The sequence below is a fragment of the Streptomyces sp. NPDC086023 genome, from assembly GCF_044540325.1.
Taxonomy (GTDB): domain Bacteria; phylum Actinomycetota; class Actinomycetes; order Streptomycetales; family Streptomycetaceae; genus Streptomyces.
In genome coordinates this window covers 271,552-296,816 of record NZ_JBITRX010000010.1, presented here as the reverse complement: position 1 = coordinate 296,816, position 25,265 = coordinate 271,552, and the positions used below count along the sequence as shown (strand labels likewise).

Here is a 25,265-nt window from a genome sequence, read left to right as displayed (position 1 = left end):
CGGGGATTCTGAGATCTTCCTGAGAGGGCGGCCGGCGGAGTACGAGGGCTCGGCCCCCGGGGTCGGGCCGGGTGAGCGTGCCGGGCCCCGGCCTGCGCCGGGGTGGCCCGGGCTCGGGCCCATCCGGAGCCGGCCGGCCGAGACCCCCGCGCGCAGGGTGGGCTCGACGGGCTGGGACACCAGACCCAGACCGGGGCCGGCGGACTCAGGCGGCCGGGCTCCGGGCGGGGGACGGGCTCAGGCGCCGGCCTCCGGGCGGGGGACGGGCTCAGGCGCCGGGCTCCGGGCGGGGCACGGGCTCGGGGCGGGGGCGGGTGCCCGGGGCCTCGGCCGCCGCCTCGGCCGGCGGCCACTCGCGGGCGAGTACGGACCAGACCTCCAGGTCGTGGCGGAAGCCCCGGTGCGGATGGGCCTCGCGCAGCACGCCCTCGCGGGTCATGCCGAGGCGACGGGCGACGGCGCTGCTGGGGGTGTTGTCCGCCGCGCAGACCCACTCCACCCGGTGCATGCCCCGGCCCAGGAAGGCCCAGTCGATCAGCGTCCGGCAGGCCCTGGTGATCAGCCCGCGCCCGGCGCCGGCGGGCTCCAGCCAGCAGCCGATCTCGCAGGTGCCGGTGGTGGTGTCGAAGGTCCGGTAGAGCACCCCGCCGACCAGCGTGCCGTCGAGCCAGATGCCGTAGAGGCGCCCCTCGTCGGCCGCGGCCTTGTCGGCGAACGAGCGCAGCAGGCTCCGCGCACCGTCCAGGTCGGCGGCCCGGTCCGCGAAGCCGATGTACTGCCCGATGTACTCCCGGCCGCGGTCCACGTGGGCGAGGAACTCCTCGGCGTGCCAGACCTCGAGCGGCTTGAGCTGGGCGTCTTCGGCGAGCGGGATCGCGAACATGCGGGCTGGTCCTCGGGTGGGCGGGTACGGACGGTGGGGCGGCCCGGCGGGGTGGGCGCGTACACGTCGTACGGCGTACGTACCCATCCGGGCGGCCGGCGTGCGGACGGGCGGCCGGCGCAGCTGGAGGCGGCGGGCCGCAGCGTACGGGCTACCGGCCGGCGGGCGTCGTCACGGCGGAGTCCGCGTCCCCGGCGCCGTCGGCACCGTCGTCCGCGCTCTTCCGCTGCCCCGGCAGTGTCGCACGTGTGGCGCAGTCCGGGGGCTCGATGCTGATCTTCGGCAGACGGCGGTCCAGCCAGGCCGGCAGCCACCAGTTCGCGCCGCCCAGCATGTGCATCAGGGCGGGCACGAGCAGCGTGCGGAGCACGAAGGCGTCCAGGGCCACGGCGGCGGCCAGGGCGATGCCGAACATCGCGATCAGCCGGTCGCCGCTGAGGACGAAGGCGAGGAAGACGGAGATCATGATGACCGCCGCGGAGTTGATCACGCGGCTGGTCTCGGCGAGGCCGACGCGTACGGCGCGCCGGTTGTCGCCGGTCTCAAGCCACTCCTCGTACATCCGGCTGACCAGGAAGACCTGGTAGTCCATGGAGAGCCCGAAGAGCACCGAGACCATGATCACGGGCAGGAAGGGCTCGATGGGTCCGGCGCTGCCGAGCCCCATCAGCTCGCTGCCCCAGCCCCACTGGAAGATCGCGACGACGATGCCGAAGGAGGAGGCGACGGCGGCCACGTTCATGGCGGCGGCCTTGAGCGGGATGCCGATCGAGCGGAAGGCGAGCAGCAGCAGGAGGCAGCCGAGGGCGATGACCACGCCCACGAAGAGCGGCAGCTTGCCGACGATCACCTCGGCGAAGTCGTCGTAGCCGGCCGTGACGCCGCCGACGTGCACCTCCAGCGTGGTGCCCTGCTCGGCCCAGGGGATCACGTCGTCGCGGAGGCGGTCGACCAGGGCACTGGTTGCCTTCGACTGCGGCGAGGAGTCGGGCATGACGGTGAGCACGGCGGTGTCGCCGCTGCGGTTGAAGACCGCGGGACCCGCGGAGGCCACGCCCTCGGTGGCGCGTACGTGGTCCCCGAGCATGTGCAGGGCGATGCGGTCGCCGGCGTTGTCCATGTGGGCGACGAGCGTCAGGGGGCCGTTGACGCCGGGCCCGAAGCCCTCGGCCAGCAGGTCGTACGCCTGGCGGGTGCTGGAGGCGGCCGGGTTGTTGCCCTGGTCGGAGGTGCCCAGGTGGAGCGAGAGGGTGGGCAGCGCCAGGACGGCCATGACCACCGCCGCGACGGCGCCCAGCAGCTTGGGGTGGCGTTCGACGAAGGCCGACCAGCGGGCGGCGAAGCCCGTGGTGGTCTCGGGCTGGGGGCCGTGCTCGGTGAGCTTGCGGCGCTCGCGCCCGGAGAGGGCGCGCATGCCGATGTACGAGAGCAGGGCGGGCAGCAGGGTCACGGAGGCCGCGACGGTGAGCACCACGGTGAGGGAGGCGGCGATCGCGACGCCGTTGAGGAAGTTCAGGCGCAGGATCAGCATGCCGAGCAGGGCGATGCAGACCGTGGCGCCGGCGAAGACGACGGCCCGGCCGGTGGTGGCGACCGCGTTGCGGGCCGCCTCCTCGACGGGCAGGCCGCGCTTGAGGCCCTTGCGGTGGCGGGTGACGATGAAGAGCGCGTAGTCGATGCCCACGCCGAGGCCGATCAGGGTGCCCAGCATGGGGGCGAAGTCCGCGACCGGCATCAGGTGGCCGAGCAGCGTGATCCCGGCGTAGGCGGTACCGACGCTCACCAGGGCGGTGGCGAGGGGGAGCATGCTGGCGGCGAGGGAGCCGAAGGCCAGGAAGAGCACGACGCCGGCCACGACCACGCCGATGACCTCGGCGAGGTGGGCGGTGGGCGCCTCGGTGAGCCCGATGGCGCGGCCGCCGAGTTCGATCCGTACCTCGTCGGTCTCGGCTGCCTTGGCGGTGTCGAACACCGCCTGGGCCTCGGACCGCGGCACGGCGTCGGCCGGCTGGTCGAAGGTGACGACGGCGTACGCGGTGCGGCCGTCGGCGCTGATCTGCGCGGCGCCCTCGAAGGAGTACGGGCTGGTGACGGAGCCGACACCGGGCAGCTCGGCTATCTCGTCGAGGGTCTGGCTCATCCGCTGCTCGACGGAGGGGGTCCGGGCGGTCTGGGAGGGACCGGTGCGCCAGACGACGGTGTCGGTGTCACCGCCCTGGCCGTGGAAGCCCTTGCGGAGCAGGTCGGTGGCCTTGCCGGACTCGGTGCCGGGGACCTCGTAGTTGTTGGAGTAGGCGGAGCCCGCGAAGGCCGCCGCCGCGGTGGTGCCGCCGAGGGCGATGAGCCAGAGCAGGACGGCGACGAGGCGATGCCGCGTGCACCACCGTGCGATTGCTGCCAACGGGCTCTCCCTGGTGGTTCGGATCTTTACGGGAAGGGCCCGGCGCAAAGAACGGAACGAGTAGGTTTTCGACCTGCATCGCCACGATGTCAGCGTTTGGTGATCGTTGGCCCGTTTCGTGTGCATCGTCACAGCGGCCGACGGGGTTGGATGACCTTGGTCATGGGCAGTGTGCCCGACCTTCGGCGGCCCTCGGGGACCCTGGTCACCCGGGCGGGGGACGTCAGCGCCTGGTGTTGAGGAACCCCACGACGACCGAGCCCCACCAGCACAGCTGCGAGACGAGACCGGTGGCGCCGGCCCAGATCAGGACCCCGCGCCCGGGGGAGGCGAGCCGGCGGGTGAGGAGACCGGCCTGGAGGCCGTTGACGGTGAGCAGCGCGACCATCACGAGCTTGGCGCGGGTCAGCGGGGAGCCGAGGTCGGGGTGGAGCATGAAGCCGCTGGCGACGAGCCCGGCGAGGCCGGCCCAGATGGGGGCGTGCAGCCGGCCGATGACGGCGAGGGCCTCGTCGAGGGTGCAGCGGCCGAGCAGCCAGAGGCCGCCGTACCAGTCGGCGGCGAGCACGGCACCGAAGCCGAGGACCAGGGAGGCCAGGTGCACGAAGAGGGCCGCCTCGTGCAGGACGGGGTCGGTGCGGACGTGGGCGGAGAACCAGAGGCCTCCGGTGAGGACCACCAGGGCGGCGACCGAGGCGGCGGCGACCGTCCACCACGAGTCGTGGAGGCGCGTGGGTCTGAGCCGGCCGGGGATGGTGCTGGCGGGTACGGCGGACACGGGCAACTCCCTGACGAATCCTGAAAGACAGGTAAGGCTTACCTAAGCCATAAGGATGGCGTCAAGGCGCGTTCGCAGAGCGGACGAAATCATTCCACCCTTGTTACCTGCGGGTTTCCGGATCAGGCACCGCATATCCGGGCACCGAGGGCCATCTGACGGTCAGCACCACGGAGTCCTCCTCCGCGTACCAGGAGTGATCCACCCCACGTCCCCAGACCACGTAGTCCCCCTGCTCGGCGAGGACCACGCTGCGGCCCGGCAGCTCCAGCCGGAACCGTCCGCTGATGAGCACCTGGAGCGCCACCCGCCCCTCGCCCCGGACCCACTGGGCCCGCTCCTCGCCCCGCGGGTGGACGCCCCACTTGATCTCGACGTCCTCGCTGTGGCGGACGTCGCCGGGCTCCTTGAAGTGGCCGAGCAGCCACCCGCGGTCGAGCGGGGCGTCCTTGCCGGCGTTCCCGACGTACACGTTCTCCGTGGCCTCGATGTCCATGGACCGGAGGCTAAACCGATTGCCGGGGCGGGCGGGCGGTGCTGAGGTGGGCCGCATGACTTTCGATCACGCACACGCCCTGGCCCTGTACGACGAGGAGATGCGGCGCGGCGCGCTCCCCGAGGGGCCCGACGGCCTCATCGAGCGGAGCGGGGCCGTCGTCCGCCACACCGGGCCCGTCCCCGGCTGGAACGGCGTGATCTGGTCGGACCTCGACGAGACCACCGCGGACGCGGTCATCGCGGAGCAGGTGGCGCACTACGCGGCCCGCGAGGGCGGCGCGGGCGTGGAGTGGGAGTGGAAGCTCTACGACTACGACCGCCCGGCCGACCTGGCCGACCGCCTGCTGGCGGCCGGCTTCGAGGCCGACGAGCCCGAGACGCTGATGCTGGCCCCGGTGGGCGCGCTGCCGCTGGACGCGGAGCCGCCCGCGGGCGTGCGGCTGGAGGCGGTGACGGACGAGGCCGGGGTGGAGCTGATGATGGAGGCACTCGGGGAGGCCTTCGGCCGGGACAACCCCCAGGTCCGCCACCTGATGCTGACCCAGCTCCGGGAGCAGCCGGAGGTACTGGCCGCCGTGGTCGCCATGGCGGGCGACCGCCCGGTCAGCGCGGCCCGGCTGGAGCTGCTGCCGGGTGCCTCCTTCGGCGGCCTGTGGGGCGGCGGGACCGTGGCGGAGTGGCGCGGTAAGGGCATCTACCGGGCGCTGGTGGCCCACCGCGCCCGCATCGCCGCCGAGCGCGGGGTCCCCTACCTCCAGGTGGACGCGTCCGCGATGAGCCGGCCGATCCTGGAGCGGCTGGGCTTCACGCCGGCGGCCCGGATCACGGCGTACAACTGGCACCCGGCGGCCGGGGCGGACGCCCGATGACCGCCGAAGCCGGTCCGGGGGGCACGGACGAGCGGGCGGACTCCGGACCCGGGGCACCGGCCGAGCCGGCGGACTCCGGCACGGCGACACCGGCCGGGCGGACGGAACCCGGGTCCGAGGCACCGGCCGGGCGGACGGAACCCGACTCCGGGGCACCGGACGGGCGCGTCGCGCCGCCGCTCACCGGCGGGGAGCGCGAGACGCTGCGCGCCTTCCTCGACTACCACCGCGCCACCCTGGCGCTCAAGTGCGAGGGCCTCACCGACGAGCAGCTCCGGCAGCGCTCGATGCCGCCCTCGACCCTGACCCTGCTCGGCCTGGTCCGGCACATGGCGGAGGTGGAGCGCACCTGGTTCCGCCGGACCGTCAACGCCGAGGACGTGCCGCTGCGCTGGTCGCCGGACGGCGACTACCAGGCGGCGTACGACGCCACCGGCGCCACCCGCGCCGAGGCCTTCGCGGCCTGGCAGGAGGAGGTGGCCCACGCCTGCCGCATCGAGGCGGCGGCCGCCTCCCTGGACGTCACCGCGCACAACCGCAACTGGGACACGGAGGTCTCGCTGCGCCTGGTGATGCTCCACCTCATCCACGAGTACGCCCGCCACAACGGCCACGCGGACTTCCTCCGCGAGGGCATCGACGGGTCGGTGGGCGCGTAGGGCGAAGCGCGGGGGACGCGCGGCGGGGCCGGGGCCGGGGCCGCGCGGCGGGGCCCCGGTGGCGCGGGCGGTCAGGTGCGCGTGAAGTGCATGGTCCAGTTCACGAGCCAGGTCTGCTCGCCGTCCGCCGAGAAGGACTGCTCCCAGCGGGCCGCGTCCCCGGTGATGCCGGACCAGACGAAGCGGACGCGGACCGGGCGGCCGTCGTGGGTGTCCTCGCCGTGGAAGAGGCCCACGCCGTCCGGTCCGAAGCTCCCCGTCACCGGCGGGAAGAGGGTGCCGGTGCGGCGGCTCGCCCAGTACAGGGACCACAGGCCGGTCTGCCGGTCGTACAGGCGCAGGGTGAGCCCGCCGGAGCCGAGGGTGGGGAACTCGATCTCGTCGAAGCTCGCGCCGCCGTCGAAGTGACGGGTGCCGCGGCTGGTGGCCGGGAACTCCTCCCACTCACTCGCGGGGTCCAGGAAGTCCTTCAGGCGGCGGTTGGCGACCCGCCACTCCCCCGCGAGGAAATCGAAGTCCGTGGGGGTGGGATCGGGCGTGGTGGTCTTGGTCATGGGTGGACCGTAGGGCGGCTTCCCTGACAGCCTGCGTCAGTGAAGTCCAGCCGACTGCTCTCGATCATCCTGCTCCTCCAGACCCGCGGGCGGCTGACCGCCGACGAACTCGCCGCCGAGCTGGAGGTCTCGCCCCGCACGGTCTACCGCGACATCGAGGCCCTGCACGCCGCGGGCGTCCCGCTGTACGGCGACCCGGGCCACCACGGCGGCTACCGGCTGCTCGACGGCTACCGCACCCGCCTCACCGGCCTCAACACCCCTGAGGCGCAGAGCCTGTTCCTCGCCGGGCTGCCGGGCGCGGCCTCCGCGCTGGGCCTGGGTGCGTCCCTCGCCTCGACCGAACTCAAGCTGCGCGCCGCGCTCCCGCCCGGGCTGCGGGCCGAGGCCGACCGGATGCGCGCCCGCTTCCACCTGGACGCGCCGGGCTGGTACGCGGAGGACGACGACCTGCGGCACCTCCCGGAGGTCGCCGACGCGGTGTGGGCCGGCCGGACGCTGCGGGTGCGGTACCGGCGGTGGAAGGAGCCGACCGACGTGGACCGGGTGCTCGACCCGTACGGCCTGGTGCTGAAGGCGGGGCGCTGGTACCTGGTGGCGGCGCCGGGGCCGCGTACGTACCGGGTGGACCAGCTCCTGTCGGTCACGGTCACCGGGGACGCCTTCGAGATCCCGGCCGGCTTCGACCTGGCGGCCCACTGGGGCGCCGCGCAGCGGGACTTCCACGCACGGCTGCGGCAGGGCGAGGCGACGGTGCGGCTCGCGCCGGGGGCGGCGGCGCGGCTGACGGGTACGGCGGCCAGGGCGGCCGCGGAGACCGGCGTACCGGAGGCCGACGGCTGGACCAGGGCGGTGCTGCCGACCGAATCGCCGGAGCAGGCCCTGGCCGCGTTCCTCGCCCTGGGGCCGGCGGTGGAGGTGCTGGGCCCGCCGGAACTGCGGGCGGCGCTGCGGGAGGCGGCCCGCGCCACGGCGGCGCTGTACGAGGGGCCGGCGGCGGAGGCCGCGACCGCGGGGGCCCCGACCGCCCAGGCCCGTACGGCGCAGGCCCGTACCGCCCAGGCCCGTACGGCCCGGGCCGGTGCGGCCCGGGAGCCCGGACCTCAGGCCGCGCGCCAGTAACCCAGCGCGTTGACCCGCTGCTTCGGCAGGCCCAGCTCCTTGCGGACGAAGCCGGTGAGCGTGCGGGTGGTGGCCGCGTCGCAGGCGAGCCACACGTACGCCTGCTCGGGGTCCCCGACCAGCTCCGGCAGCTCCGCCCGCACCCGGTCGACCAGCGCGCTCCCGTCCCGCGGCACCCGGCGCAGTTCGTGCCGCCCGGCGTCCGCCCGTACCGGCAGCTCCTCGTCCGAGCCGTGCTGGGTCTCGAACCAGATCGTGGCCGGTACGTCCGCGTGCGCGTCGAGCAGCGAGTTGATGGCCGGCAGGGAGGCCGGGTCGCCGATGACCAGCAGCCGCGGGGGCGCGGGCGACGGGGTCGTGAAGCCGGTGCCCTGCACGGTGGCCTCGATGGTGTCGCCGGGCTCGGCCGCGCGCGCCCAGTCGCTCGCGACCCCGTCGTGCAGGGCGAACTCCAGGGAGAAGGTGCCGGCGGCGGTGTCGGGATCGACCAGGGTGTACGCGCGCTGGTGCGGCCGCCCGCCGTCCTGGAACCACAGCCGCACCCACATCGTGGGGTGCAGGGCCCCGCCGACGGCCGCGAGCAGCCCGCCGTCGCTCATCCGCACCCGGCGGTAGTGGTCCGTGACGTCCTCGGCCCCCGTCACCGTGAAGACGAAGTCCTTGCCGCGCAGCAGCTTGAGGACGACGTGCTCCCAGCCCTTGCCAACCCCCACCGTGGGTCCCTTCCCCTGGCTGCCGCCCCCACGGACGGCATGCTTACACTTAGGCCAGCCTAACCTAATGCACCCGGGGAGCAGTGTGAGTACCGAGGTCTACCGGGACGCCTGGGGCATCCCGCACCTTCGCGCGTCCGACACCCGTGAACTCGCCTTCGCCCAGGGGCGCGTGACCGCACACGACCGCGCCTGGCAGCTCGAAGTGGAGCGCCGCCGCGCCCAGGGCACCACCGCGGCCTTCCTCGGTGCGGAGGCCGTCGCCTGGGACCGGTTCGCCCGGCGCTCGGGCCTGGACGACACCGCCCGCCGCTGCTTCGAGGCCCTGGACCCGGAGACGGCCGCCTGGGTACGGGCCTACGTCGACGGCGTCAACGCGGGCATGCCGCAGGGCGCCGCCCGCGACCCGCGCTTCGCCGAGACCGGGCTGCGCACCGAGCCGTGGGAGCCCTGGGTGCCGCTGGGCATCTGGCTGTCCACGCACATCCTGTTCGCCGGATTCCCCACGAAGCTGTGGCGGGAACGGGTGGCCCGCGCGCTCGGCCCCGAGGCGACCACCCTCTTCGCCACCGACGGTCCGGGCACCTCGGGCAGCAACGGCTGGCTGGTGCCGGGCGACCGCACCACCACGGGCGCCGCGATCATCGCGGGCGACCCGCACCGCTTCATCGAGGACCCGGGCGTCTACCAGCAGATCCGCCTCTCCTGCCCGGAATACGACGTCCTGGGCCTGGCGGTCCCCGGCGTCCCGGGCCTCGCCCACTTCGGCCACACCGGCACCGCCGCCTGGGCGATCACCAACGCCATGGCCGACTACCAGGACCTGTACCGCGAACGCCTGCGCAGGACCGGCACGCTGGTGGAGGCGCTCGGCCCGGACGGCCGCTGGGAGTCCGTACAGCACCACACGGAGACCATCGAGGTCGCTGGCGCGGACCCGGTGACGGTGGAGGTCCTGGAAACGCCGCGGGGCCCGGTCGTCATCGGCGCGGACGAACCGGTGGAGGGCGTCACGGAATCCGGCGTCATGGAATCCGGCCTCGCGGAGCCCGGTACCGAGGGCATCGAAGGCACCGAGGAAGCGGTGGCCCTCCGCTATCCGCCCCGCGTCCGCAACGACCTCGGCTTCGCCGCCCTCCCCGCCCTCCTCCGCGCCCGCACCGTCGCTGACATCGACCGGGCCTTCGACGGCTGGGCCGAACCCGTCAACGTCGTCCACGCGGCCGACACCGAGGGCGGCCTGCTGCACCGCGTCGCCGGAGCCGTCCCGCTCCGCCCCCGCGCCAACAGCCTGCGCCTCGTACCGGCCTGGGAGCCGGAGCACGCCTGGCAGGGCTGGGCCGAGACCCCGTCCGAGCCGGTCCAGGGCTTCGCGGTAATGGCCAACGCCCGCGGCATCGCGTCACCGCTGGGCGTGGAGTTCGCTCCCCCGCACCGCGCGAACCGCATCCGCGACCTCCTCACCGGCTCGGCGGACTGGTCCGGCAGGGACATGGCGTCGATCCACACGGACACCCACCTGGCCTCGGCGGCCCCGCTGCTGGCGCTGGCGAAGGAACTCGCGTACCTCTCGCCGGAAGCCGAGGCCCTCCGCGACCGCCTCCTCACCTGGAACCAGCACATGGCGGCGGACAGCAGCGAGGCGGCCCTCTTCTCGGCCCTCCGCACCCTCGTCATCCGCCGCATCGCCGCCGACCCGTCGCTGGCCGCCCTCTCCGCCCTCCCCACGGGCCCGGAGGTCTTCCACCCCTGGCTCTACCTGGTCCCCCGCGTCGGCTACGCCCTCGAAGGGATCCTGGCCACCGACCTCCTCCCGGACCTGGACCGCCCGGCCCACGTCCGCGCGGCCCTGGAAGAACTGGCGGCAACACCCCTGCCGGACACCACCTGGGGCGACGTCCACGTCCTCACCCCCTGGCAGGCCCTCCCCGACCCCGAGGCCACCTGGCCCGGCCTGGCCGGCGACCACGACTGCGTCCTGGCCACCTCCAGCGTCCCGGGCGTCACGGACCGCACCGCCCGCGGCCCGGCCGCCCGTTACGTCTGGGACCTCGCCCGCCGCGAGGACAGCCTCTGGGCCGTACCGCTGGGCGCCGACGGCGTCCCGGCCGGCCCCCACCACCGCGACCAACTGCCGCTCTGGGCACAGGGCGAGCTCGTACCGGTCGTCACCGACTGGACCCGTCTCACGAAGGAATCCGAATGACCTCCCCCACCACGCCCGCCTCGGCCACCGCCCCCGCCAGACCCGCGGTCTTCACCCGGCACGTCGAAGGCCTCGGCACAGTCACCGTCTCCCCCCTGGACCCGGCGGCCGACTCCCCCCTCGTCCACTCCTGGGTGACGCAGGAGCGGGCCCGCTTCTGGGGCATGCGCGAGGCGACCCTCGAACTCGTCCGGGAGATCTACGAGGACGTCGACCGCCGCACCACCCACCACGCGTTCCTGGTCCGCCTGGACGGCACGCCGGCCGCGCTCTTCCAGACGTACGACCCGGCCGAGGACCGCATCAGCGAGTGCTACGAGGTCCAGCCGGGCGACATCGGCATCCACCTGATGCTGGCCCCCGCGGACGGCCCGGCCGTACCCGGCTACAGCGGCAAACTCCTGGGCGCCCTCACGGAGTTCACCCTCTCGGGCGGCAAGACCCGCATCGTCGGCGAACCGGACGCCTCGAACACCAAGGCGATCGCCCGCCTCCGGCGCACCGGCTTCGAACTGGGCCCGGAAGTCGAACTCCCGGAAATCGACCTCCCGGAGGTCTACCTCCCCGCGAAGAAGGCCCGCCTCTGCTTCCTCAACGCGCAGCGCTGACAAGGAAGTCCAGCAGCACCTCCTCCTGCCAGTGAGGGCACAAGCCCCGGCCCGAACCCCAAGCCGACCGGTCTGGGGCCGTCCGCCGACCGAGGGTTTCCGGGCCGGGGTGCCCTGTCAAGGGCGCTCCTTCGTCGCGTCGCCTGCGGCGATTCCACTTCGTTCCACCCTTGACAGGGCACCCCGGCCCGGAAGGCAAAGACCTCGGCGGACAACCCCAGGAAAGACGCCCAGGGGACACCTCATGCCTTCCGGTACCAGGTGCGTGCCCCCGGCACCGGGGCCCGGCCACGCCCCACGGGGCGGCGCACCACCGTCCGTAGGCCCCCCGCCCGTCTCAGCGACCTCCGGGCCGCCTGTGCCCCTTCATAAGCCGCCCACGATCGCTACGCGCTCCTACCAGACGGCGACACACGGCCGTCCGGGGCGGGGAAGAGACGGGGGAAGGGACGGGCGTCGGGGATGACCTGGATCCAGAGTCCATTTCCCGCAACTGGCGGGCGAGGACGGCCCGTCGGCCGCCGAGACGAGAGAAGCACGCAGGGACCGTTGGCGGCCGTCCCGACCACCGACGGCCCGCCGGTCGCCGGTCGCCGGTCGAGAGAAGCGCGTAGCGGTCGCTGGCGGCCTATGTCCGGCCCAAGACGGCCGTCCGCCGCCGTGGGGCAGGAGCGCGTAGCGATCTGTGGCGGCTGATGAAGGAGCACAGACGGCCCGGAGGCCGCCGAGACGGCCGGTGGGCCTACGGACGGGGACGCGTCCGCCCCGTGGGGCGAACCGGCACCCCTGTGCGGGGCCGGGCACCCGGTACCGGGAGGCATGAAGTGTCCCCCTGGCTGTTCCTTCGGGGTTGTCCGCCGAGGGTCTTTGCTTCCGGGGCGGGGTGTTCTGTCAAGGGTGGAACGAAGTGGAATCGCCGCAGGCGACGCGACGAAGGAGCGCCCTTGGCAGGGCGCCCCGTCCCGGAAACCCTCGGTCGGCGGACGGCCCCGGATGGGCTCAGTTCCGTGACGCCGGTTCAGGGGATACCGCACCCCTGCCCGCGCACCGGCACCGGCCCCCGCCCCGACCCCGCCCAGCCCGACCACGCCCCGGCACCGGCCACCTCCCCGAGACCGTCCCCCGAACGCGCAGGCGCCCCGTGCCGGTCACCGGGACCGGTACGGGGCGCCTGTCGCCAAGCTGGGCCAGGACGTGGGCGTCAGCCCTCGACGCCCAGCTTTTCCAGGATCAGTTCCTTCACGCGGGCCGCGTCGGCCTGGCCGCGGGTGGTCTTCATGACCGCGCCGACCAGGGCGCCGACCGCGGCGACCTTGCCGCCCCGGATCTTGTCGGCGATGGCCGCGTTGCCGGCGATGGCCTCGTCCACCGCGGCACCCAGGGCGCCGTCGTCGGAGACGACCTTCAGGCCGCGCTTCTCGACGACCTCGTCCGGCGTGCCCTCGCCGGCCAGCAGGCCCTCGATGACCTGGCGGGCCAGCTTGTCGTTGAGCGAACCCTCGGCGACCAGGGCCGAGACCCGGGCCACGTCGGCCGGGGCGACGCCCAGCTCGTCCAGGCCCTTGCCCGTCTCGTTCGCGTTGCGCGCCAGCTCGCCCATCCACCACTTGCGGGCGGACGCCGCGTCGGCACCGGCCTCGATCGTCGCGACGATCAGGTCGACCGCACCGGCATTGAGGATCGACTGCATGTCGAACTCGCCGATGCCCCACTCCTCGCGGAGCCGGTTGCGGCGGACGCGCGGCAGCTCGGGCAGGGTGGCCCGCAGCTCCTCGACCCACTCACGGCTCGGCGCGACCGGCACCAGGTCCGGCTCCGGGAAGTAGCGGTAGTCCTCCGCCTCCTCCTTCACGCGGCCGGACGTCGTGGAGCCGTCGTCCTCGTGGAAGTGGCGGGTCTCCTGGATGATCTTCCCGCCGGACTCCAGGACGGCCGCGTGGCGCATGATCTCGAACCGGGCGGCCCGCTCCACGCTGCGCAGCGAGTTGACGTTCTTGGTCTCCGAGCGCGTGCCGAACTTCTCCGCGCCCTTCGGCATCAGGGAGAGGTTGACGTCGCAGCGCATCTGGCCCATCTCCATGCGGGCCTCGGAGACGCCGAGCGCCTTGATGAGCTCGCGCAGCTCGGCGACGTACGCCTTGGCGACCTCGGGGGCGCGCTCGCCGGCCCCGACGATCGGCTTGGTGACGATCTCGATGAGCGGGATGCCGGCGCGGTTGTAGTCCAGGAGCGAGTGCGAGGCGCCGTGGATGCGGCCCGTCGCGCCGCCCACGTGGGTGGACTTGCCGGTGTCCTCCTCCATGTGCGCGCGCTCGATCTCGACGCGGAAGACCTCGCCGTCCTCCAGCTGGACGTCCAGGTAGCCGTTGAAGGCGATCGGCTCGTCGTACTGGGAGGTCTGGAAGTTCTTCGGCATGTCCGGATAGAAGTAGTTCTTCCGGGCGAAGCGGCACCACTCGGCGATCTCGCAGTTCAGCGCGAGGCCGATCTTGATGGCGGACTCGACGCCGATCGCGTTGACGACCGGGAGGGAGCCGGGCAGGCCGAGGCAGGTGGGGCAGGTCTGCGAGTTGGGCTCGGCGCCCAGCTCGGTCGAGCAGCCGCAGAACATCTTGGTCCTGGTGCCGAGCTCGACATGGACCTCAAGACCCATGACGGGGTCGTACGCGCCCAGCGCGGCCTCGTACGACAGGAGTTCGGTGACGGTCACGGTGAAACTTTCCCTCTCAGCCCAGCAGAACGTCGTCGTCGCCGAGGCGCCGCAGCTCGCGGTACAGGATCGCGAGGCCGGTCACGATGGCCGCGGCGGACACCACGGCGTCGACCAGCTTGAGCGTGTCGTTCTCCAGGCGGGCCTTCTTGACCTGCTTCGCGACGCCGATCGCACCGAAGGCGGTGGCGCCGATGGACAGGTACGTACCGGACTTGGACTTCTTGAAGCCCTTGGCCTTGGTCAGTGCGTTGCTCACAGCGACGGTGCCTCCTCAAGCAGCGGGTGACCCCAGCGGGCGACGAAGGCGGCCTCGACGGCGGCACCGACCTTGTACAGGCGGTCGTCCTTCATCGCCGGGGCGATGATCTGCAGACCGACCGGGAGGCCGTCCTCCGGCGCCAGGCCGCAGGGCAGCGACATGGCGGCGTTGCCGGCCAGGTTGGTCGGGATGGTGCACAGGTCCGCGAGGTACATCGCCATCGGGTCGTCGGCGCGCTCGCCGATCGGGAAGGCGGTGGTCGGCGTCGTCGGGGAGACGATCACGTCGACCTGCTCGAAGGCCTTCTCGAAGTCCTTCGTGATGAGCGTGCGGACCTTCTGGGCCGAGCCGTAGTACGCGTCGTAGTAGCCGGAGCTGAGCGCGTACGTGCCGAGCATGATGCGGCGCTTGACCTCGGGGCCGAAGCCGGCCTCGCGGGTGAGGGCCGTGACCTCCTCGGCGGACTTGGTGCCGTCGTCGCCGACGCGCAGGCCGTAGCGCATGGCGTCGAAGCGGGCCAGGTTCGAGGAGCACTCGGACGGCGCGATCAGGTAGTACGCGGCGAGTGCCAGGTCGAACGACGGGCAGTCCAGCTCGACGATCTCGGCGCCGAGCTCCTTGAGGAGCTCCACCGACTCGTTGAAGCGCTGGACGACGCCGGCCTGGTAGCCCTCGCCGGCGAACTGCTTGACGACACCGACGCGCATGCCGGCGACGGAGCCGTTGCGGGCCGCCTCGACGACCGGCGGGACCGGGGCGTCGATGGAGGTCGAGTCGAGCGGGTCGTGGCCGGCGATGACCTCGTGCAGCAGGGCCGCGTCGAGGACCGTACGGGCACACGGGCCGCCCTGGTCGAGGGAGCTGGAGAACGCCACCATGCCGTAGCGGGAGACGCCGCCGTACGTCGGCTTCACGCCGACGGTCGCGGTGACGGCCGCGGGCTGGCGGATGGAGCCGCCGGTGTCGGTGCCGATGGCCAGCGGGGCCTCGTACGACGCGAGCGCCGCGGAGGAACCGCCGCCGGAGCCGCCGGGGATCCGGGTGAGGTCCCACGGGTTGCCGGTCGGGCCGTACGCGCTGTTCTCGGTGGAGGACCCCATGGCGAACTCGTCCATGTTGGTCTTGCCGAGGATGACGACGTCGGCCTCCTTCAGCTTGCGCGTCAGGGTGGCGTCGTACGGCGGGATCCAGCCTTCGAGGATCTTGGAGCCGACGGTGGTGGGGACGCCCTTCGTGGTGAAGATGTCCTTGAGCGCGAGCGGGACGCCGGCCAGCGGGCCCAGCTTCTCGCCCTTGGCGCGCTTCTCGTCCACGGCGCGGGCCTGCGCGAGGGCGCCCTCGCGGTCGACGTGCAGGAAGGCGTGCACCTTCTCGTCGACGGCCTCGATGCGGGCCAGGTGGGCCTCGGTGACCTGCACCGCGGTCAGCTCGCCGGAGGCGATCTTCGCGGCGATCTCGGCGGCCGTGAGCTTGATGATGTTGCTGTCCGTCATGGTCTTAGTCCTCCCCCAGGATCTGCGGCACCTTGAAACGCTGCTGCTCCTGGGCGGGAGCGCCGGAAAGCGCCTGCTCGGGGGTGAGCGACGGACGGACCTCGTCCGCACGCATGACGTTGGTCAGCGGCAGCGGGTGGGAGGTCGGGGGTACGTCTTGGTCGGCGACCTCGGCGACGCGGGCGACCGCGCCGATGATGTCGTCCAGCTGACCGGCGAAGTGGTCCAGCTCGTCGCCGGACAGCTCCAGACGCGCCAGCCGAGCGAGGTGGGCGACCTCCTCGCGCGTGATGCCAGGCATGCAGCGATCCTCTGAGGGTGGTGAGTGTGTAGTTTCGGGCCCAATCCTATGGGGCCCGGCCCCCCGGCCACGAAACGGTTTGGCGCGGCCGGGGGTCACGGCACTCGCCGGGGGCCCCCGCGGGCCCGTCCCGCGAGGGGGAGCGGGCCCGTCCCGGGGTCAGGAGACCGTGCGGGTGGCCCAGGTCGAGGAGACCTTGACGCGGTTGCCGAAGGTGCCCCGCCCGGTGCCGGGGTTCAGCCAGCCGACGCCGGCGGAGTCCTTCGAGAAGAGGTCGGCCCGGCCGTCGCCGTTGAGGTCGCCGGCCCCGATGACCTGCTTGTACGTCGAGCCCCAGTCCCGGAAGACCAGCGCGCGCGTGCCCAGCTTGCCGGTGCCCGTGCCGTAGTAGCGCCACAGCTCGCCGTGGGCGTCGCGGGCGAGGACGTCGCCGTGCCCGTCCCCGTTCAGGTCCCCGGCGCCGACGACCTTGGTGTACGCGTTCCAGCCGGGCCCGATCCTCACGCGGGCGGCGAAGCCGGCGCTGCCGTTCCCCGCGTACAGCCAGAGGTTCCCGGTGGCCTTCTCGCGGGCCAGCAGGTCGGCGCGGCCGTCGCCGGTGAGGTCGCCGGGGGCGGTGAGCACGTCGTACCCGCGCCAGTCGGCACCGGTCTTCGTGTACGGGGACGTGGGGGCGGGGAGGCGGCCGGCGGGGGTGCGGTACATCCGGGCCTCGCCGCCGGGCAGCACGGCCAGGACGTCGTTGAGCCGGTCGCCGTTCAGGTCGCCGAAGGCGGTGAAGCGGGTGCCGGCGGCCCAGCCGGTGGTGACCGAGCCGGTGTGGAGGGAGCCCCTGGTGAGGTGCCCCGCGCCGTCGCCCTCGTACCGGGTGAGGGTGTCACCCGTCAGGGACAGCAGGTCGGCCCTGCGGTCGTCGGAGAAGTCCCGGAAGCGGGGGGTGGGGCGGGTGGTGCCGGAGGCCGCGTACAGGGGGCTCTTGTAGGAGCTCCAGAGGGCGGCCGGACGGCTGCCGGACACGGCGAGGACGCCGGTGACCACGTTGGCGTACTGGGCGGCCGGCGTGGTCGTCAGCGCCTTGGGCGCGGACCAGCCGTCGCGGCTGCGGAAGGCGTGGACGTAGCTGTACGAGCCATTGCTGCGGTAGACGGTCCAGCCGGCGTGCACGGTGCCGTCCGCGGCGATGCCCGCGCCGACGGTGCCCTGGTGCGGGTAGCGGTCGTCGGCCTGGGCGAGCGACCAGGTGCCGGTGGCGGCGTCGCGGGTCGTCGAGAGCACCCGCTTGGCGTCGTACGAGGCGGCGACCAGCGTGACGTCGCCGTTCGGGCCGACGAGGGGGCGGGGCAGCGTGCGCGGGGCGTTGGTGCCGGCGAGGGACGTGACCTCGGGCGCGGTCCAGTCGGCGCCGAGTGCCGGCTTGCGGGAGTACCGGATGGCCTGGTCGGCCTCGTGGTACCCGATGTGGTTCCACACGAGGGTGAAGCCGCCGGCCGGGTGGGCGTCCAGGCGGAGCCAGCCGGGACCGGTGCCGACGAGGGCGGCCGGCTCCTTCGCCTGGCCCCATTCGGAGGCGCCCGCCGGGAGCTCCATGATCCGGGAGTGGTACTCGATGGGGAGGGCCGCCGTGCCGGCGGCGCCCGCGGCGGGAGCCGAGTCCTTGGGGGACCGGGCGTGGGGCGCGTCGCGCTGCATGTCGTCGAGGTTCCACACGACGGCCGCGTTGCCGTCCTTGTCGACGGTCCCGGAGAGGCCGGTGAGGTACCACTCGCCACCGGAGTCGCCGTCCCCGGTGTCCTTCACGCTGTCGAAGATCCGGGGCTGGGACCAGTCGCCGCCGGGCGTGGCGCGCTCGGTGATGCGCAGCTGGATGCTGCCGTTCTGGGGGTCCTCGCCCCATACGGCGACGAGCCGTCCGGTGGCGCTGCCGAACACGCGGGGCGCGATGACGGACGAGCCGAGGGTGGTCACCGTGGTCACGGCGGACCAGGTGGTGGCGCCCGGGGCCAGAGTGGCCGCCTTGAGCAGGTACTGGCCGCCGTCCTGCTGCTCCAGCCAGGAGGCGACGAAGGAGCCGTCGCCCTGCGGGCTGAGGGCGGTGAGCGCGGCGTAGGCGTTGGTGGTCAGCTGCCGGGTGACCCACGCGGTGCCGCCTGCGGGCCGGAGCATGACGGTGAGCGTACGGGCGCCCTCGCCCGTACCGGCCGGGTCGGTGGCCCGGCCCCGCAGGCCGATCAGGGCGCCGTCGGCGCGGGTGTGCAGGCCGACGGCCGCCTCGCCGGCGGCGGCGACCTCGGCGGCGCTCCCCCAGACGCCCGGCTGGACGGGGTCGGAAGCCACGGTGGTGCCGGCGGCGGGAAGGCTGCCGGGCCCGGCGAACGCGGCAGGCACACCGGCGCCGAGGACGAGGGCCGGCCCGAGCGCGAGTACGCAGGCACGGCGAAGCGAATGCATGTTCAAGTGGAGCCCCCCGGTTCGAACTTCATGCGAAGTGGCTGGATCTTAACCGAGCCGCCGCCGCAGCTACCGACCGGTACCGCCCGCGCCCGAAGCTGCACCGCATGGAGACCGCGCCGAGGCCGAGTGGGGCGGGGCCTGTCCGCTTTCCGCCGGTCCCTCCCTGCCGGGCGTGTGGTGTGTGGGGGAGGTGCTTGACGCGTCGCCCACACACCACACGACCCACCCCCGAAGCTCCGGCGGCCCCCGGAGCCGTCACAGGCCCGGCCCCACGAATCCGCCCTACGCCCCCCCGCACCCCCCTACACCCCTACAGCCCCTGCGTCTCCGAAGCCGCCAGTTCCGCCGTGACATCCGCCGGCCGGCGCCACCCGTGTTCGCCGCGGGCCAGCAGCCAGGCGGTGGCCTCGGCGGGCGGCATGGCCGCGGCGACGAGCCAGCCCTGGACGGCGTCGCAGCCCAGGTCGCGCAGGCGCTCCCAGGTCTCGTCGTCCTCCACGCCCTCGGCCACGACGAGCAGGCCCAGCGAGTGCGCGAGGTCGACGGTGCACCGGACGATCTCGGCGTCCTGCGCGTCCACGGCGAGCCGGGCCACGAACGACCGGTCGATCTTCAGCTCGCTGACCGGCAGCCTGCGCAGGTGGACCAGGGAGGAGTAGCCGGTGCCGAAGTCGTCGAGGGACATCTTCACGCCGTGGCCGGTGAGCCCGGCCATGGTGTCGGCGGCCCGCTGGGGGTCCTCCAGCAGCACGTGCTCCGTTATCTCCAGCTGGAGGGAGCCGGCGGGCACCCCGTGGCGGGCCAGCCGCGCGGCGACCGCACCCGCGAAGCCGGGGGTGTGCACGTCCCGGGGCGAGACGTTGACCGCGACCGGCACCTTCAGCCCCTGGGCCCGCCACCGGGCGACCTGGGCGAGGGCGGTCTCCAGCACGTACTCGGTGAGGTGGGGCATCAGGCCGGAGGTCTCGGCGATGGCGATGAACTCGTCCGGGGGGACCCGGCCGCGCTCCGGGTGCACCCACCGGACCAGCGCCTCCAGCCCGGCGACCTGGCCGTCGAAGCGGACCTTGGGCTGGTAGTGCAGCTCGACCTCGCCGGCGTCGAGGGCGCGGCGGAGGTCGCCGAGCAGGCCGAGCCGGTCGGGGGTGTTGCTGTCGCGCTTGGACTCGTACACCTCGACGCCGGTGCGGTCCCGCTTGGCCTGGTACATCGCCACGTCGGCGCGCCGGAGCAGGCCCTCGGCGTCGAGCGCGTGGTCGGGGAAGACCGCGAGGCCGGCGCTGGCCTCCAGGACCAGGGTGAGTCCGTCGAGGTCGAGCGGCGAGGACAGCTCGGCGACCAGGTGACGGGCGACGCGCTGGGCGCTGGTGGTGGAGTCGGCGACGGGCAGGAGCACGGCGAACTCGTCGCCGCCCAGCCGGGCGGCCTCGGCCTGGCCCGGCAGGGCCTTCTGGAGGCGTTCGGCGATCTGGAGCAGCAGGCGGTCGCCCGCCAGGTGGCCCAGCGTGTCGTTGACCGCCCGGAACCTGTCCAGGTCGATCAGCACAAGAGCGGACCGGGTGCCGATACGTTCAGCCTCGTCCAGGGCCGACCAGGCGCGCTCCAGCAGCCACTGCCGGTTGGGCAGTCCTGTGAGCGGGTCGCGCAGCTGCTCCTCGGCACGCGCCCGGGCGATCCACAGCGTGGAGTCGAGGGCGATGAGCGGTACGGCGAACAGCGGCAGCAGCACCGGCATGCTGGTGGCCACCACGCAGATGAGCGGGGCGATCCCCAGCAGGGCCACGGCGACCAGCCCCTGACGGACCATCGCGGTCCGGGCCACGGTGGGCAGCCCGCCCCCGCGGGGCGCCAGCGCGAACCACAGCAGCACCCGGGTCACCAGCAGGTACGCGATGGCGACGAGCGTCACCTCGGGCACCGCCGCGGCGTCCCAGAACGCGGGGAGCCAGGGGTCCTCGACGGTCGGGGACTCGCCGAAGGCGGCGAGGACCAGGGCGCCCGCCCCGATGCCGAGCACGTCCACGGAGCCGTGCAGCAGGCCCTGTCGCCAGCGGTGCCTGCGGGCGGCCCCGACCAGCGAGACCACCGCGAGGCTGACGAGGCCGGCCGGCACCCAGCCGTAGAGGAGCAGGACGCCGAGGGTGAGGGCCGCGCCGGAACCGGTGCCGCCCCACCACCGGTCGCGGCCGAGGGCGACGAGGTGGCCGACGATGATTCCGGTCAGCAGGGCCAGGCACCAGCCCACCGTGCCGCCCGGGAAGAGCGCCTGACCGTCGCCGATGCCCAGCACGATGCCGGCCGCGAGCACCAGGGCGGCCGCGGTCACCACGGCGACGGGCAGCGCCTTGCGCCGCCCGTCCGCCGTCTCCGGCGGATGGGTCTCGGGTGTCCTGGAGCCCAGGACACCGAACCTGGCCGCCCGTCCTGACGGGATCAGGTCCCCGCCGAATTCTGGTGACGGGTCGGCGCTTTCGGTGGGTTTCATGCCCGTCCCTCTCACAGCCGGCGATGCCGATGCCTGGGGGCACCTCCCAGCGGTGGCTGGGGGAGGCCCCGATGTCATGCCATCACGGCTGGAATTGCACCACGCAGCCGTGCACGACAGGCGCACCCCTCAACAGTAGGCCGCAGGAAGCTCCCAGGGGCAGCGGTCGGCGGCGGTTGCCCGAATGCGCCCCAGCCATCCTCATCAGTACGGTATCCGCCGAACGGGTGAGATTGGACCAGGACCCCCCTGTCACCCATCTGATGATCCGACAGGCCACTGCGGGCTGACCACCCCTCGTCTTCCCCCTGTTCTCCCCTTTACCTACCCCGCTCCTCCGCGCTTCTCCCTATTCCCCCTCAACCGGAAGAGCCGCCTCGCGCGCGGCGTCGGCGCCCTGCTCCAGAAGGATGGCGAAGCCCGCCTCGTCGAGCACCGGGACCTTCACCTGCATCGCCTTCTCGTACTTCGAACCGGGGTTCTCGCCGACCACCACGAAGGAGGTCTTCTTCGAGACGGAGCCGGTCACCTTGGCCCCGCGGGCCTGCAGTGCCTCCTTGGCGCCGTCCCGCGTGTACGAGGCCAGCGTGCCCGTCACGACCACCGTGAGGCCCTCCAGCGGGCGGGGTCCCTGGTCCTCGCCGGCACCCTCGTCCTCCATCCGGACGCCCGCGGCGCGCCACTTCCGCAGGATCTCGCGGTGCCACTCCTCCTCGAACCACTGCTTGAGCGAGGCGGCGATGGTGGGGCCGACACCCTCCACGGCCGCCAGCTCCTCCTCGCCCGCCTGCTCGATGCGCTCGATCGACCGGAACTCGCGGGCCAGCGCCTCGGCGGCCACCGGGCCGACGTGGCGGATGGACAGGCCGGTGATGATCCGGGCCAGCGGGCGCTCCTTGGCGGCCTGGATGTTGGCCAGCATCGCCAGGGTGTTGGTCTTGGGCTCGCCCTTCTGGTTGGCGAAGAAGGTGACCACCTTCTCCTCGCCGGTCTTCGGGTCGCGCTTGGGCAGCCCGGTGTCGGGGTCGAGCACGTACGACTTGATGGGCAGCAGCTGTTCGACCGTCAGGTCGAACAGGTCGCCCTCGTCGCGCAGCGGGGGCTCCGAGGGCTCCAGCGGCTGGGTGAGGGCCACGGCCGCCACGTACCCGAAGTTCTCGATGTCCAGGCACTTCCGCCCGGCGAGATAGAACAGGCGTTCGCGCAGCTGGGCCGGGCAGGAGCGGGAGTTCGGGCAGCGCAGGTCGATGTCCCCCTCCTTCATCGGCCGCAGCTCCGTGTCGCACTCCGGGCACCGGGCCGGCATCACGAACTCCCGCTCGGTGCCGTCGCGCAGGTCGGTGACCGGCCCGAGGATCTCGGGGATCACGTCACCGGCCTTGCGGAGCACCACCGTGTCGCCGATGAGCACGCCCTTGGCCTTGACCACGTCCTGGTTGTGCAGGGTGGCGAACTCCACCTCGGAGCCGGCCACGGTCACCGGCTCGACCACGGCGTACGGCGTGACGCGCCCGGTCCGGCCGACGCCGACCCGGATGTCCACCAGCCTGGTGTTGACCTCCTCCGGCGGGTACTTCCACGCGATGGCCCAGCGCGGGGCGCGCGAGGTGGTACCCAGGCGGCCCTGGAGCGGGATCTCGTCGAGCTTGACGACCACTCCGTCGATCTCGTGCTCGACGGAGTGGCGGTTCTCCCCGAAGTAGGCGATGAACTCGCGCACTTCGGCGAGCGAGCCGACGACCTTGTTGTGCCGGGCGGTGGGCAGGCCCCACTCGTGCAGCAGCTCGTACGCGTGCGACAGGCAGTCGATCTCGAAGCCGTCGCGCGCGCCGATGCCGTGCACCACCATGTGCAGCGGGCGGGTGGCGGTGACCTTGGGGTCCTTCTGGCGCAGCGAACCGGCCGCCGCGTTGCGCGGGTTGGCGAAGGGCTTGTCGCCGGCCTCGACCAGCCGGGCGTTGAGCTCCTCGAACTTCTCCATCGGGAAGTACACCTCGCCGCGGATCTCGACCACGGCCGGGATCCGGTCGCCCTTGAGGCGGTCCGGGATCTCGGCGATGGTCCGCACGTTCGGCGTGATGTCCTCGCCGGTGCGGCCGTCGCCGCGGGTGGCCGCGCGGGTCAGCCGCCCGTGCTCGTACGTGAGGTTCACGGCGAGGCCGTCGACCTTGAGCTCGCAGAGGTAGTGGTAGTCGGGGGTGCCGACGTCCCGCGCGACCCGATCGGCCCAGGCCGACAGCTCCTCGTCGTCGAAGGCGTTGTCCAGGGAGAGCATCCGCTCGCGGTGCTCGACCGCGGTGAACTCCGTCTCGTACGCCCCCGCCACGTGCTGCGTGGGCGAGTCGGGCGTGCGCAGTTCGGGGTACTGCTCCTCCAGGGCCTCCAGGGAGCGCAGCAGCCGGTCGAACTCCGCATCGCTGACGACCGGCTGGTCCTTCACGTAGTACCGGAAGCGGTGCTCCTCGACCTGCTCGGCCAGCAGCTGGTGCTGCTCGCGCACCTCCGCCGGTACCGTGTCCTGCTGTTCGGCTGCCATGCCCCTGGTCCTCCCGTTCCGATCACTCAGGGTTGTCGGCGAGGGATCTCGCCGCCCTGACGCAGTGCGCCATGGCCGCGCGGGCGTAGGCGGGCGAAGCGCCCGCGAGACCGCACGAGGGAGTGACCACGACGGACTCCGCCAGAGTCCCCGGGGCCAGCCCCAGCCTGCGCCAAAGCTTCCTGACCCCCATGACGCTACCGGCAGGGTCCGACAACGCGGCGTCCGTGCCCGGCACCACTCCGGCGAAGAGTTTCGTGCCGCCTTCGACGGCCTCCCCGATGGCGTCATCCTCGCGCTCGGTGAGCAGGGAGAAATCGAACGACACGCCCGTGGCCCCGGCCCGCCTCAGCAGCGCGAAGGGCACGCCGGGCGCGCAGGAGTGCACGACCGACTCTCCCCCGTGGACGGCGAAGAGGTCGCGCAGGGCGCCCTCGACGACCTGGCGGTCCACGGCCCGGTACGTGCGGTAGCCGCTCGCGGTCTTCACCTGCCCGCGCAGCACGGCCGTCAGCGACGGCTCGTCCAACTGGAGCACGATCTCGGCGCCCGGCACCCGCCTGCGCAGGTCGGCCAGGTGGTTCCGCAGCCCCTCGGCCAGGGACCCGGCGAGGTCGCGGCAGGCGCCGGCGTCCTGGAGCAGCGCCTCGCCGGTGCGCAGCTCCAGGGCGGCGGCGAGCGTCCACGGGCCCACGGCCTGGACCTTGAGTTTCCCCTCGTACCCCTGGGTGAACTCCTCCAGCGCGTCGAGGTCCTCGCCGAGCCAGGACCTGGCCCGCTTGGTGTCGCGGCCGGGCCGGTCGCTGACCCGCCAGCCGCTGGGCTCCACGTGGGCGTACATGTCGACCAGCAGCCCGAGGGAGCGGCCGATCATGTCGGCGCCGGGGCCGCGGGCGGGCAGCTCGGGCAGGTGGACGAACTCCTCGAAGGTGCCGGTGACGGTCTTCGCGGCCTCGCGCGCGTCCCCGCCGGGCAGCGAGCCGACGCCGGTCGCCCCTCCCCCGTACCCGGTCATCGGCCGGGCCGCACGGAGAGGTCGTTGACCTCGGCGTCGCGCGGGAGGTCGACCGCCATCAGGATGGTGGTGGCCACGGACTCGGGGTCGATCCAGCGGGCGGGGTCGTACTCCTTGCCCTCCTGCGAGTGCACCTTTGCCTGCATCGGACTGGCGGTGCGGCCGGGGTAGACGGAGGTGACCCGGATCCCGTTGGCCTTCTCCTCCTGGCGGAGCGAGTCGGCGAGGGCCTTGAGGCCGTGCTTGGAGGCGGCGTACGCGCTCCAGTCGGCGTGGGCGTTGAGTCCGGCGCCGGAGTTCACGAAGACCACCTGGCCCTGGGAGGCGCGCAGGGTGGGCAGCAGCAGCCGGGTGACCTCCGCGGGGGCGATCAGGTTGACGTTGAGCTGCTGGTGCCAGGTCTTGGGGCGGAGCTCGGCGACCGGGCCGAGGTCGACGATGCCGGCGACGTGCAGCAGGGAGTCGAGGCGGTCGGGCAGCGCCTGGTGGGAGAAGGCCCAGGAGAGCCGGTCGGGGTCGGCGAGGTCGCCGACCAGGGCGCGGGAGCCGGGGTAGCGGGCGGTGAGCTCCTTGCCGCGGGCGGCGTCGCGGGCGAGCAGCACGAGGTCGTCGCCGCGCTCGTGCAGCCGGCGCGCGACGCACGCGCCGATGCCCGAGCCGGCACCGGTGATCAGGTGAGTAGCCATACCGGACATGCTCGCATTCGGGGGCGCGGCCTCGT

General features: G+C 73.3%; 20 protein-coding genes. 5 read left to right on the top strand and 15 right to left on the bottom strand.

The window, feature by feature from the left end; translation table 11 throughout:
- Positions 1–268: 268 nt before the first annotated feature.
- From ACIF6F_RS21680 to ACIF6F_RS21665, 4 genes are all read right to left on the bottom strand, one after another.
- Positions 269–883, bottom strand: coding sequence for a GNAT family N-acetyltransferase (locus tag ACIF6F_RS21680; RefSeq protein WP_399948892.1), 615 nt, complete (start codon positions 881–883; stop codon positions 269–271).
- A 151-nt stretch (positions 884–1,034) separates the two neighbouring features.
- On the bottom strand, positions 1,035–3,284 hold the full coding sequence (locus tag ACIF6F_RS21675; RefSeq protein WP_399948890.1) for an MMPL family transporter: 2,250 nt from the start codon (positions 3,282–3,284) through the stop codon (positions 1,035–1,037).
- A gap of 223 nt (positions 3,285–3,507) precedes the next feature.
- Complete coding sequence (locus tag ACIF6F_RS21670; protein ID WP_399948888.1) at positions 3,508–4,062, bottom strand: hypothetical protein; 555 nt, start codon at positions 4,060–4,062, stop codon at positions 3,508–3,510.
- A gap of 103 nt (positions 4,063–4,165) precedes the next feature.
- Entirely contained in the window at positions 4,166–4,558 is a 393-nt protein-coding gene (locus ACIF6F_RS21665; protein ID WP_399948886.1) for a signal peptidase I, read from the bottom strand.
- Positions 4,559–4,613: 55 nt separating this feature from the next.
- Here ACIF6F_RS21665 and ACIF6F_RS21660 point away from each other — a divergent pair, with 55 nt between their 5' ends.
- Both ACIF6F_RS21660 and ACIF6F_RS21655 read left to right on the top strand, forming a co-directional pair.
- Positions 4,614–5,429: a GNAT family N-acetyltransferase gene (locus tag ACIF6F_RS21660; protein ID WP_399948884.1), complete on the top strand. Its 816-nt coding sequence runs from the start codon at positions 4,614–4,616 to the stop codon at positions 5,427–5,429.
- Positions 5,430–5,632: 203 nt separating this feature from the next.
- Positions 5,633–6,088: a DinB family protein gene (locus ACIF6F_RS21655; RefSeq protein WP_399949005.1), complete on the top strand. Its 456-nt coding sequence runs from the start codon at positions 5,633–5,635 to the stop codon at positions 6,086–6,088.
- Between the two features lie 71 nt (positions 6,089–6,159).
- On the opposite strand, the gene ACIF6F_RS21650 is transcribed toward ACIF6F_RS21655, so the two are convergent.
- On the bottom strand, positions 6,160–6,642 hold the full coding sequence (locus ACIF6F_RS21650; RefSeq protein ID WP_399948881.1) for a hypothetical protein: 483 nt from the start codon (positions 6,640–6,642) through the stop codon (positions 6,160–6,162).
- 39 nt (positions 6,643–6,681) lie between these two features.
- Here ACIF6F_RS21650 and ACIF6F_RS21645 point away from each other — a divergent pair, with 39 nt between their 5' ends.
- Positions 6,682–7,764, top strand: a complete 1,083-nt coding sequence (locus ACIF6F_RS21645; RefSeq protein ID WP_399948878.1) for a helix-turn-helix transcriptional regulator — start codon at positions 6,682–6,684, stop codon at positions 7,762–7,764.
- Here ACIF6F_RS21645 and ACIF6F_RS21640 read toward each other — a convergent pair.
- Positions 7,746–8,477, bottom strand: a complete 732-nt coding sequence (locus ACIF6F_RS21640) for a siderophore-interacting protein (protein WP_399948876.1) — start codon at positions 8,475–8,477, stop codon at positions 7,746–7,748. The two genes, ACIF6F_RS21645 and ACIF6F_RS21640, sit on opposite strands and share 19 nt — an antisense overlap.
- Before the next feature lie 85 nt (positions 8,478–8,562).
- Between ACIF6F_RS21640 and ACIF6F_RS21635 the strand changes: the two genes are divergently transcribed.
- Together ACIF6F_RS21635 and ACIF6F_RS21630 are read left to right on the top strand one after the other, a co-directional pair.
- Positions 8,563–10,683: a penicillin acylase family protein gene (locus tag ACIF6F_RS21635; protein ID WP_399948874.1), complete on the top strand. Its 2,121-nt coding sequence runs from the start codon at positions 8,563–8,565 to the stop codon at positions 10,681–10,683.
- On the top strand, positions 10,680–11,291 hold the full coding sequence (locus ACIF6F_RS21630; RefSeq protein ID WP_399948872.1) for a GNAT family N-acetyltransferase: 612 nt from the start codon (positions 10,680–10,682) through the stop codon (positions 11,289–11,291). The genes ACIF6F_RS21635 and ACIF6F_RS21630 overlap by 4 nt, the downstream gene beginning before the upstream one ends.
- 1,201 nt (positions 11,292–12,492) lie before the next feature.
- Here the strand turns inward: ACIF6F_RS21630 and gatB are convergent.
- The 9 genes from gatB to ACIF6F_RS21585 all read right to left on the bottom strand — a co-directional run bounded on the left by gatB (position 12,493) and on the right by ACIF6F_RS21585 (position 25,230).
- Positions 12,493–14,001: an Asp-tRNA(Asn)/Glu-tRNA(Gln) amidotransferase subunit GatB gene (gene gatB, locus ACIF6F_RS21625; RefSeq protein ID WP_399948870.1), complete on the bottom strand. Its 1,509-nt coding sequence runs from the start codon at positions 13,999–14,001 to the stop codon at positions 12,493–12,495.
- 16 nt (positions 14,002–14,017) lie between these two features.
- A complete protein-coding gene (locus tag ACIF6F_RS21620) occupies positions 14,018–14,260 on the bottom strand; it encodes a hypothetical protein (RefSeq protein WP_399948868.1) in 243 nt (80 codons plus the stop codon).
- Positions 14,257–15,756 (bottom strand): Asp-tRNA(Asn)/Glu-tRNA(Gln) amidotransferase subunit GatA, encoded by a 1,500-nt coding sequence (gatA, locus tag ACIF6F_RS21615; protein WP_399948866.1) that lies wholly within the window; start codon positions 15,754–15,756, stop codon positions 14,257–14,259. The genes ACIF6F_RS21620 and gatA overlap by 4 nt, the downstream gene beginning before the upstream one ends.
- A 4-nt stretch (positions 15,757–15,760) precedes the next feature.
- Positions 15,761–16,057, bottom strand: a complete 297-nt coding sequence (gene gatC / locus ACIF6F_RS21610) for an Asp-tRNA(Asn)/Glu-tRNA(Gln) amidotransferase subunit GatC (RefSeq protein ID WP_003955854.1) — start codon at positions 16,055–16,057, stop codon at positions 15,761–15,763.
- Between the two features lie 159 nt (positions 16,058–16,216).
- Positions 16,217–18,505 carry an FG-GAP repeat domain-containing protein gene (locus ACIF6F_RS21605; RefSeq protein WP_399948863.1) on the bottom strand — a complete coding sequence of 763 codons (2,289 nt, stop codon included), beginning with the start codon at positions 18,503–18,505 and terminating at the stop codon, positions 16,217–16,219.
- A 313-nt stretch (positions 18,506–18,818) separates the two neighbouring features.
- Positions 18,819–20,993 carry a putative bifunctional diguanylate cyclase/phosphodiesterase gene (locus ACIF6F_RS21600; protein WP_399948861.1) on the bottom strand — a complete coding sequence of 725 codons (2,175 nt, stop codon included), beginning with the start codon at positions 20,991–20,993 and terminating at the stop codon, positions 18,819–18,821.
- Positions 20,994–21,342: 349 nt separating this feature from the next.
- Positions 21,343–23,529, bottom strand: a complete 2,187-nt coding sequence (gene ligA, locus ACIF6F_RS21595) for an NAD-dependent DNA ligase LigA (RefSeq protein ID WP_399948859.1) — start codon at positions 23,527–23,529, stop codon at positions 21,343–21,345.
- A 22-nt stretch (positions 23,530–23,551) separates the two neighbouring features.
- Positions 23,552–24,544 (bottom strand): methionine synthase, encoded by a 993-nt coding sequence (locus ACIF6F_RS21590; protein WP_399948857.1) that lies wholly within the window; start codon positions 24,542–24,544, stop codon positions 23,552–23,554.
- Positions 24,541–25,230 (bottom strand): SDR family oxidoreductase, encoded by a 690-nt coding sequence (locus ACIF6F_RS21585; RefSeq protein ID WP_399948855.1) that lies wholly within the window; start codon positions 25,228–25,230, stop codon positions 24,541–24,543. Before ACIF6F_RS21585 ends, ACIF6F_RS21590 begins: the two co-directional genes overlap by 4 nt.
- Positions 25,231–25,265: the final 35 nt, after the last annotated feature.

Bases quoted from the DNA above. Each gene is read 5' to 3' on its own strand.
- ACIF6F_RS21680 (WP_399948892.1), bottom strand. From the start codon at position 883: ATGTTCGCGATCCCGCTCGCCGAAGACGCCCAGCTCAAGCCGCTCGAG.
- ACIF6F_RS21665 (WP_399948886.1), bottom strand. From the start codon at position 4,558: ATGGACATCGAGGCCACGGAGAACGTGTACGTCGGGAACGCCGGCAAG.
- ACIF6F_RS21660 (WP_399948884.1), top strand. From the start codon at position 4,614: ATGACTTTCGATCACGCACACGCCCTGGCCCTGTACGACGAGGAGATG.
- ACIF6F_RS21650 (WP_399948881.1), bottom strand. From the start codon at position 6,642: ATGACCAAGACCACCACGCCCGATCCCACCCCCACGGACTTCGATTTC.
- ACIF6F_RS21630 (WP_399948872.1), top strand. From the start codon at position 10,680: ATGACCTCCCCCACCACGCCCGCCTCGGCCACCGCCCCCGCCAGACCC.
- gatA (WP_399948866.1), bottom strand. From the start codon at position 15,756: ATGACGGACAGCAACATCATCAAGCTCACGGCCGCCGAGATCGCCGCG.
- gatC (WP_003955854.1), bottom strand. From the start codon at position 16,057: ATGCCTGGCATCACGCGCGAGGAGGTCGCCCACCTCGCTCGGCTGGCG.
- ACIF6F_RS21605 (WP_399948863.1), bottom strand. From the start codon at position 18,505: ATGCATTCGCTTCGCCGTGCCTGCGTACTCGCGCTCGGGCCGGCCCTC.
- ACIF6F_RS21600 (WP_399948861.1), bottom strand. From the start codon at position 20,993: ATGAAACCCACCGAAAGCGCCGACCCGTCACCAGAATTCGGCGGGGAC.
- ligA (WP_399948859.1), bottom strand. From the start codon at position 23,529: ATGGCAGCCGAACAGCAGGACACGGTACCGGCGGAGGTGCGCGAGCAG.
- ACIF6F_RS21590 (WP_399948857.1), bottom strand. From the start codon at position 24,544: ATGACCGGGTACGGGGGAGGGGCGACCGGCGTCGGCTCGCTGCCCGGC.
- ACIF6F_RS21585 (WP_399948855.1), bottom strand. From the start codon at position 25,230: ATGGCTACTCACCTGATCACCGGTGCCGGCTCGGGCATCGGCGCGTGC.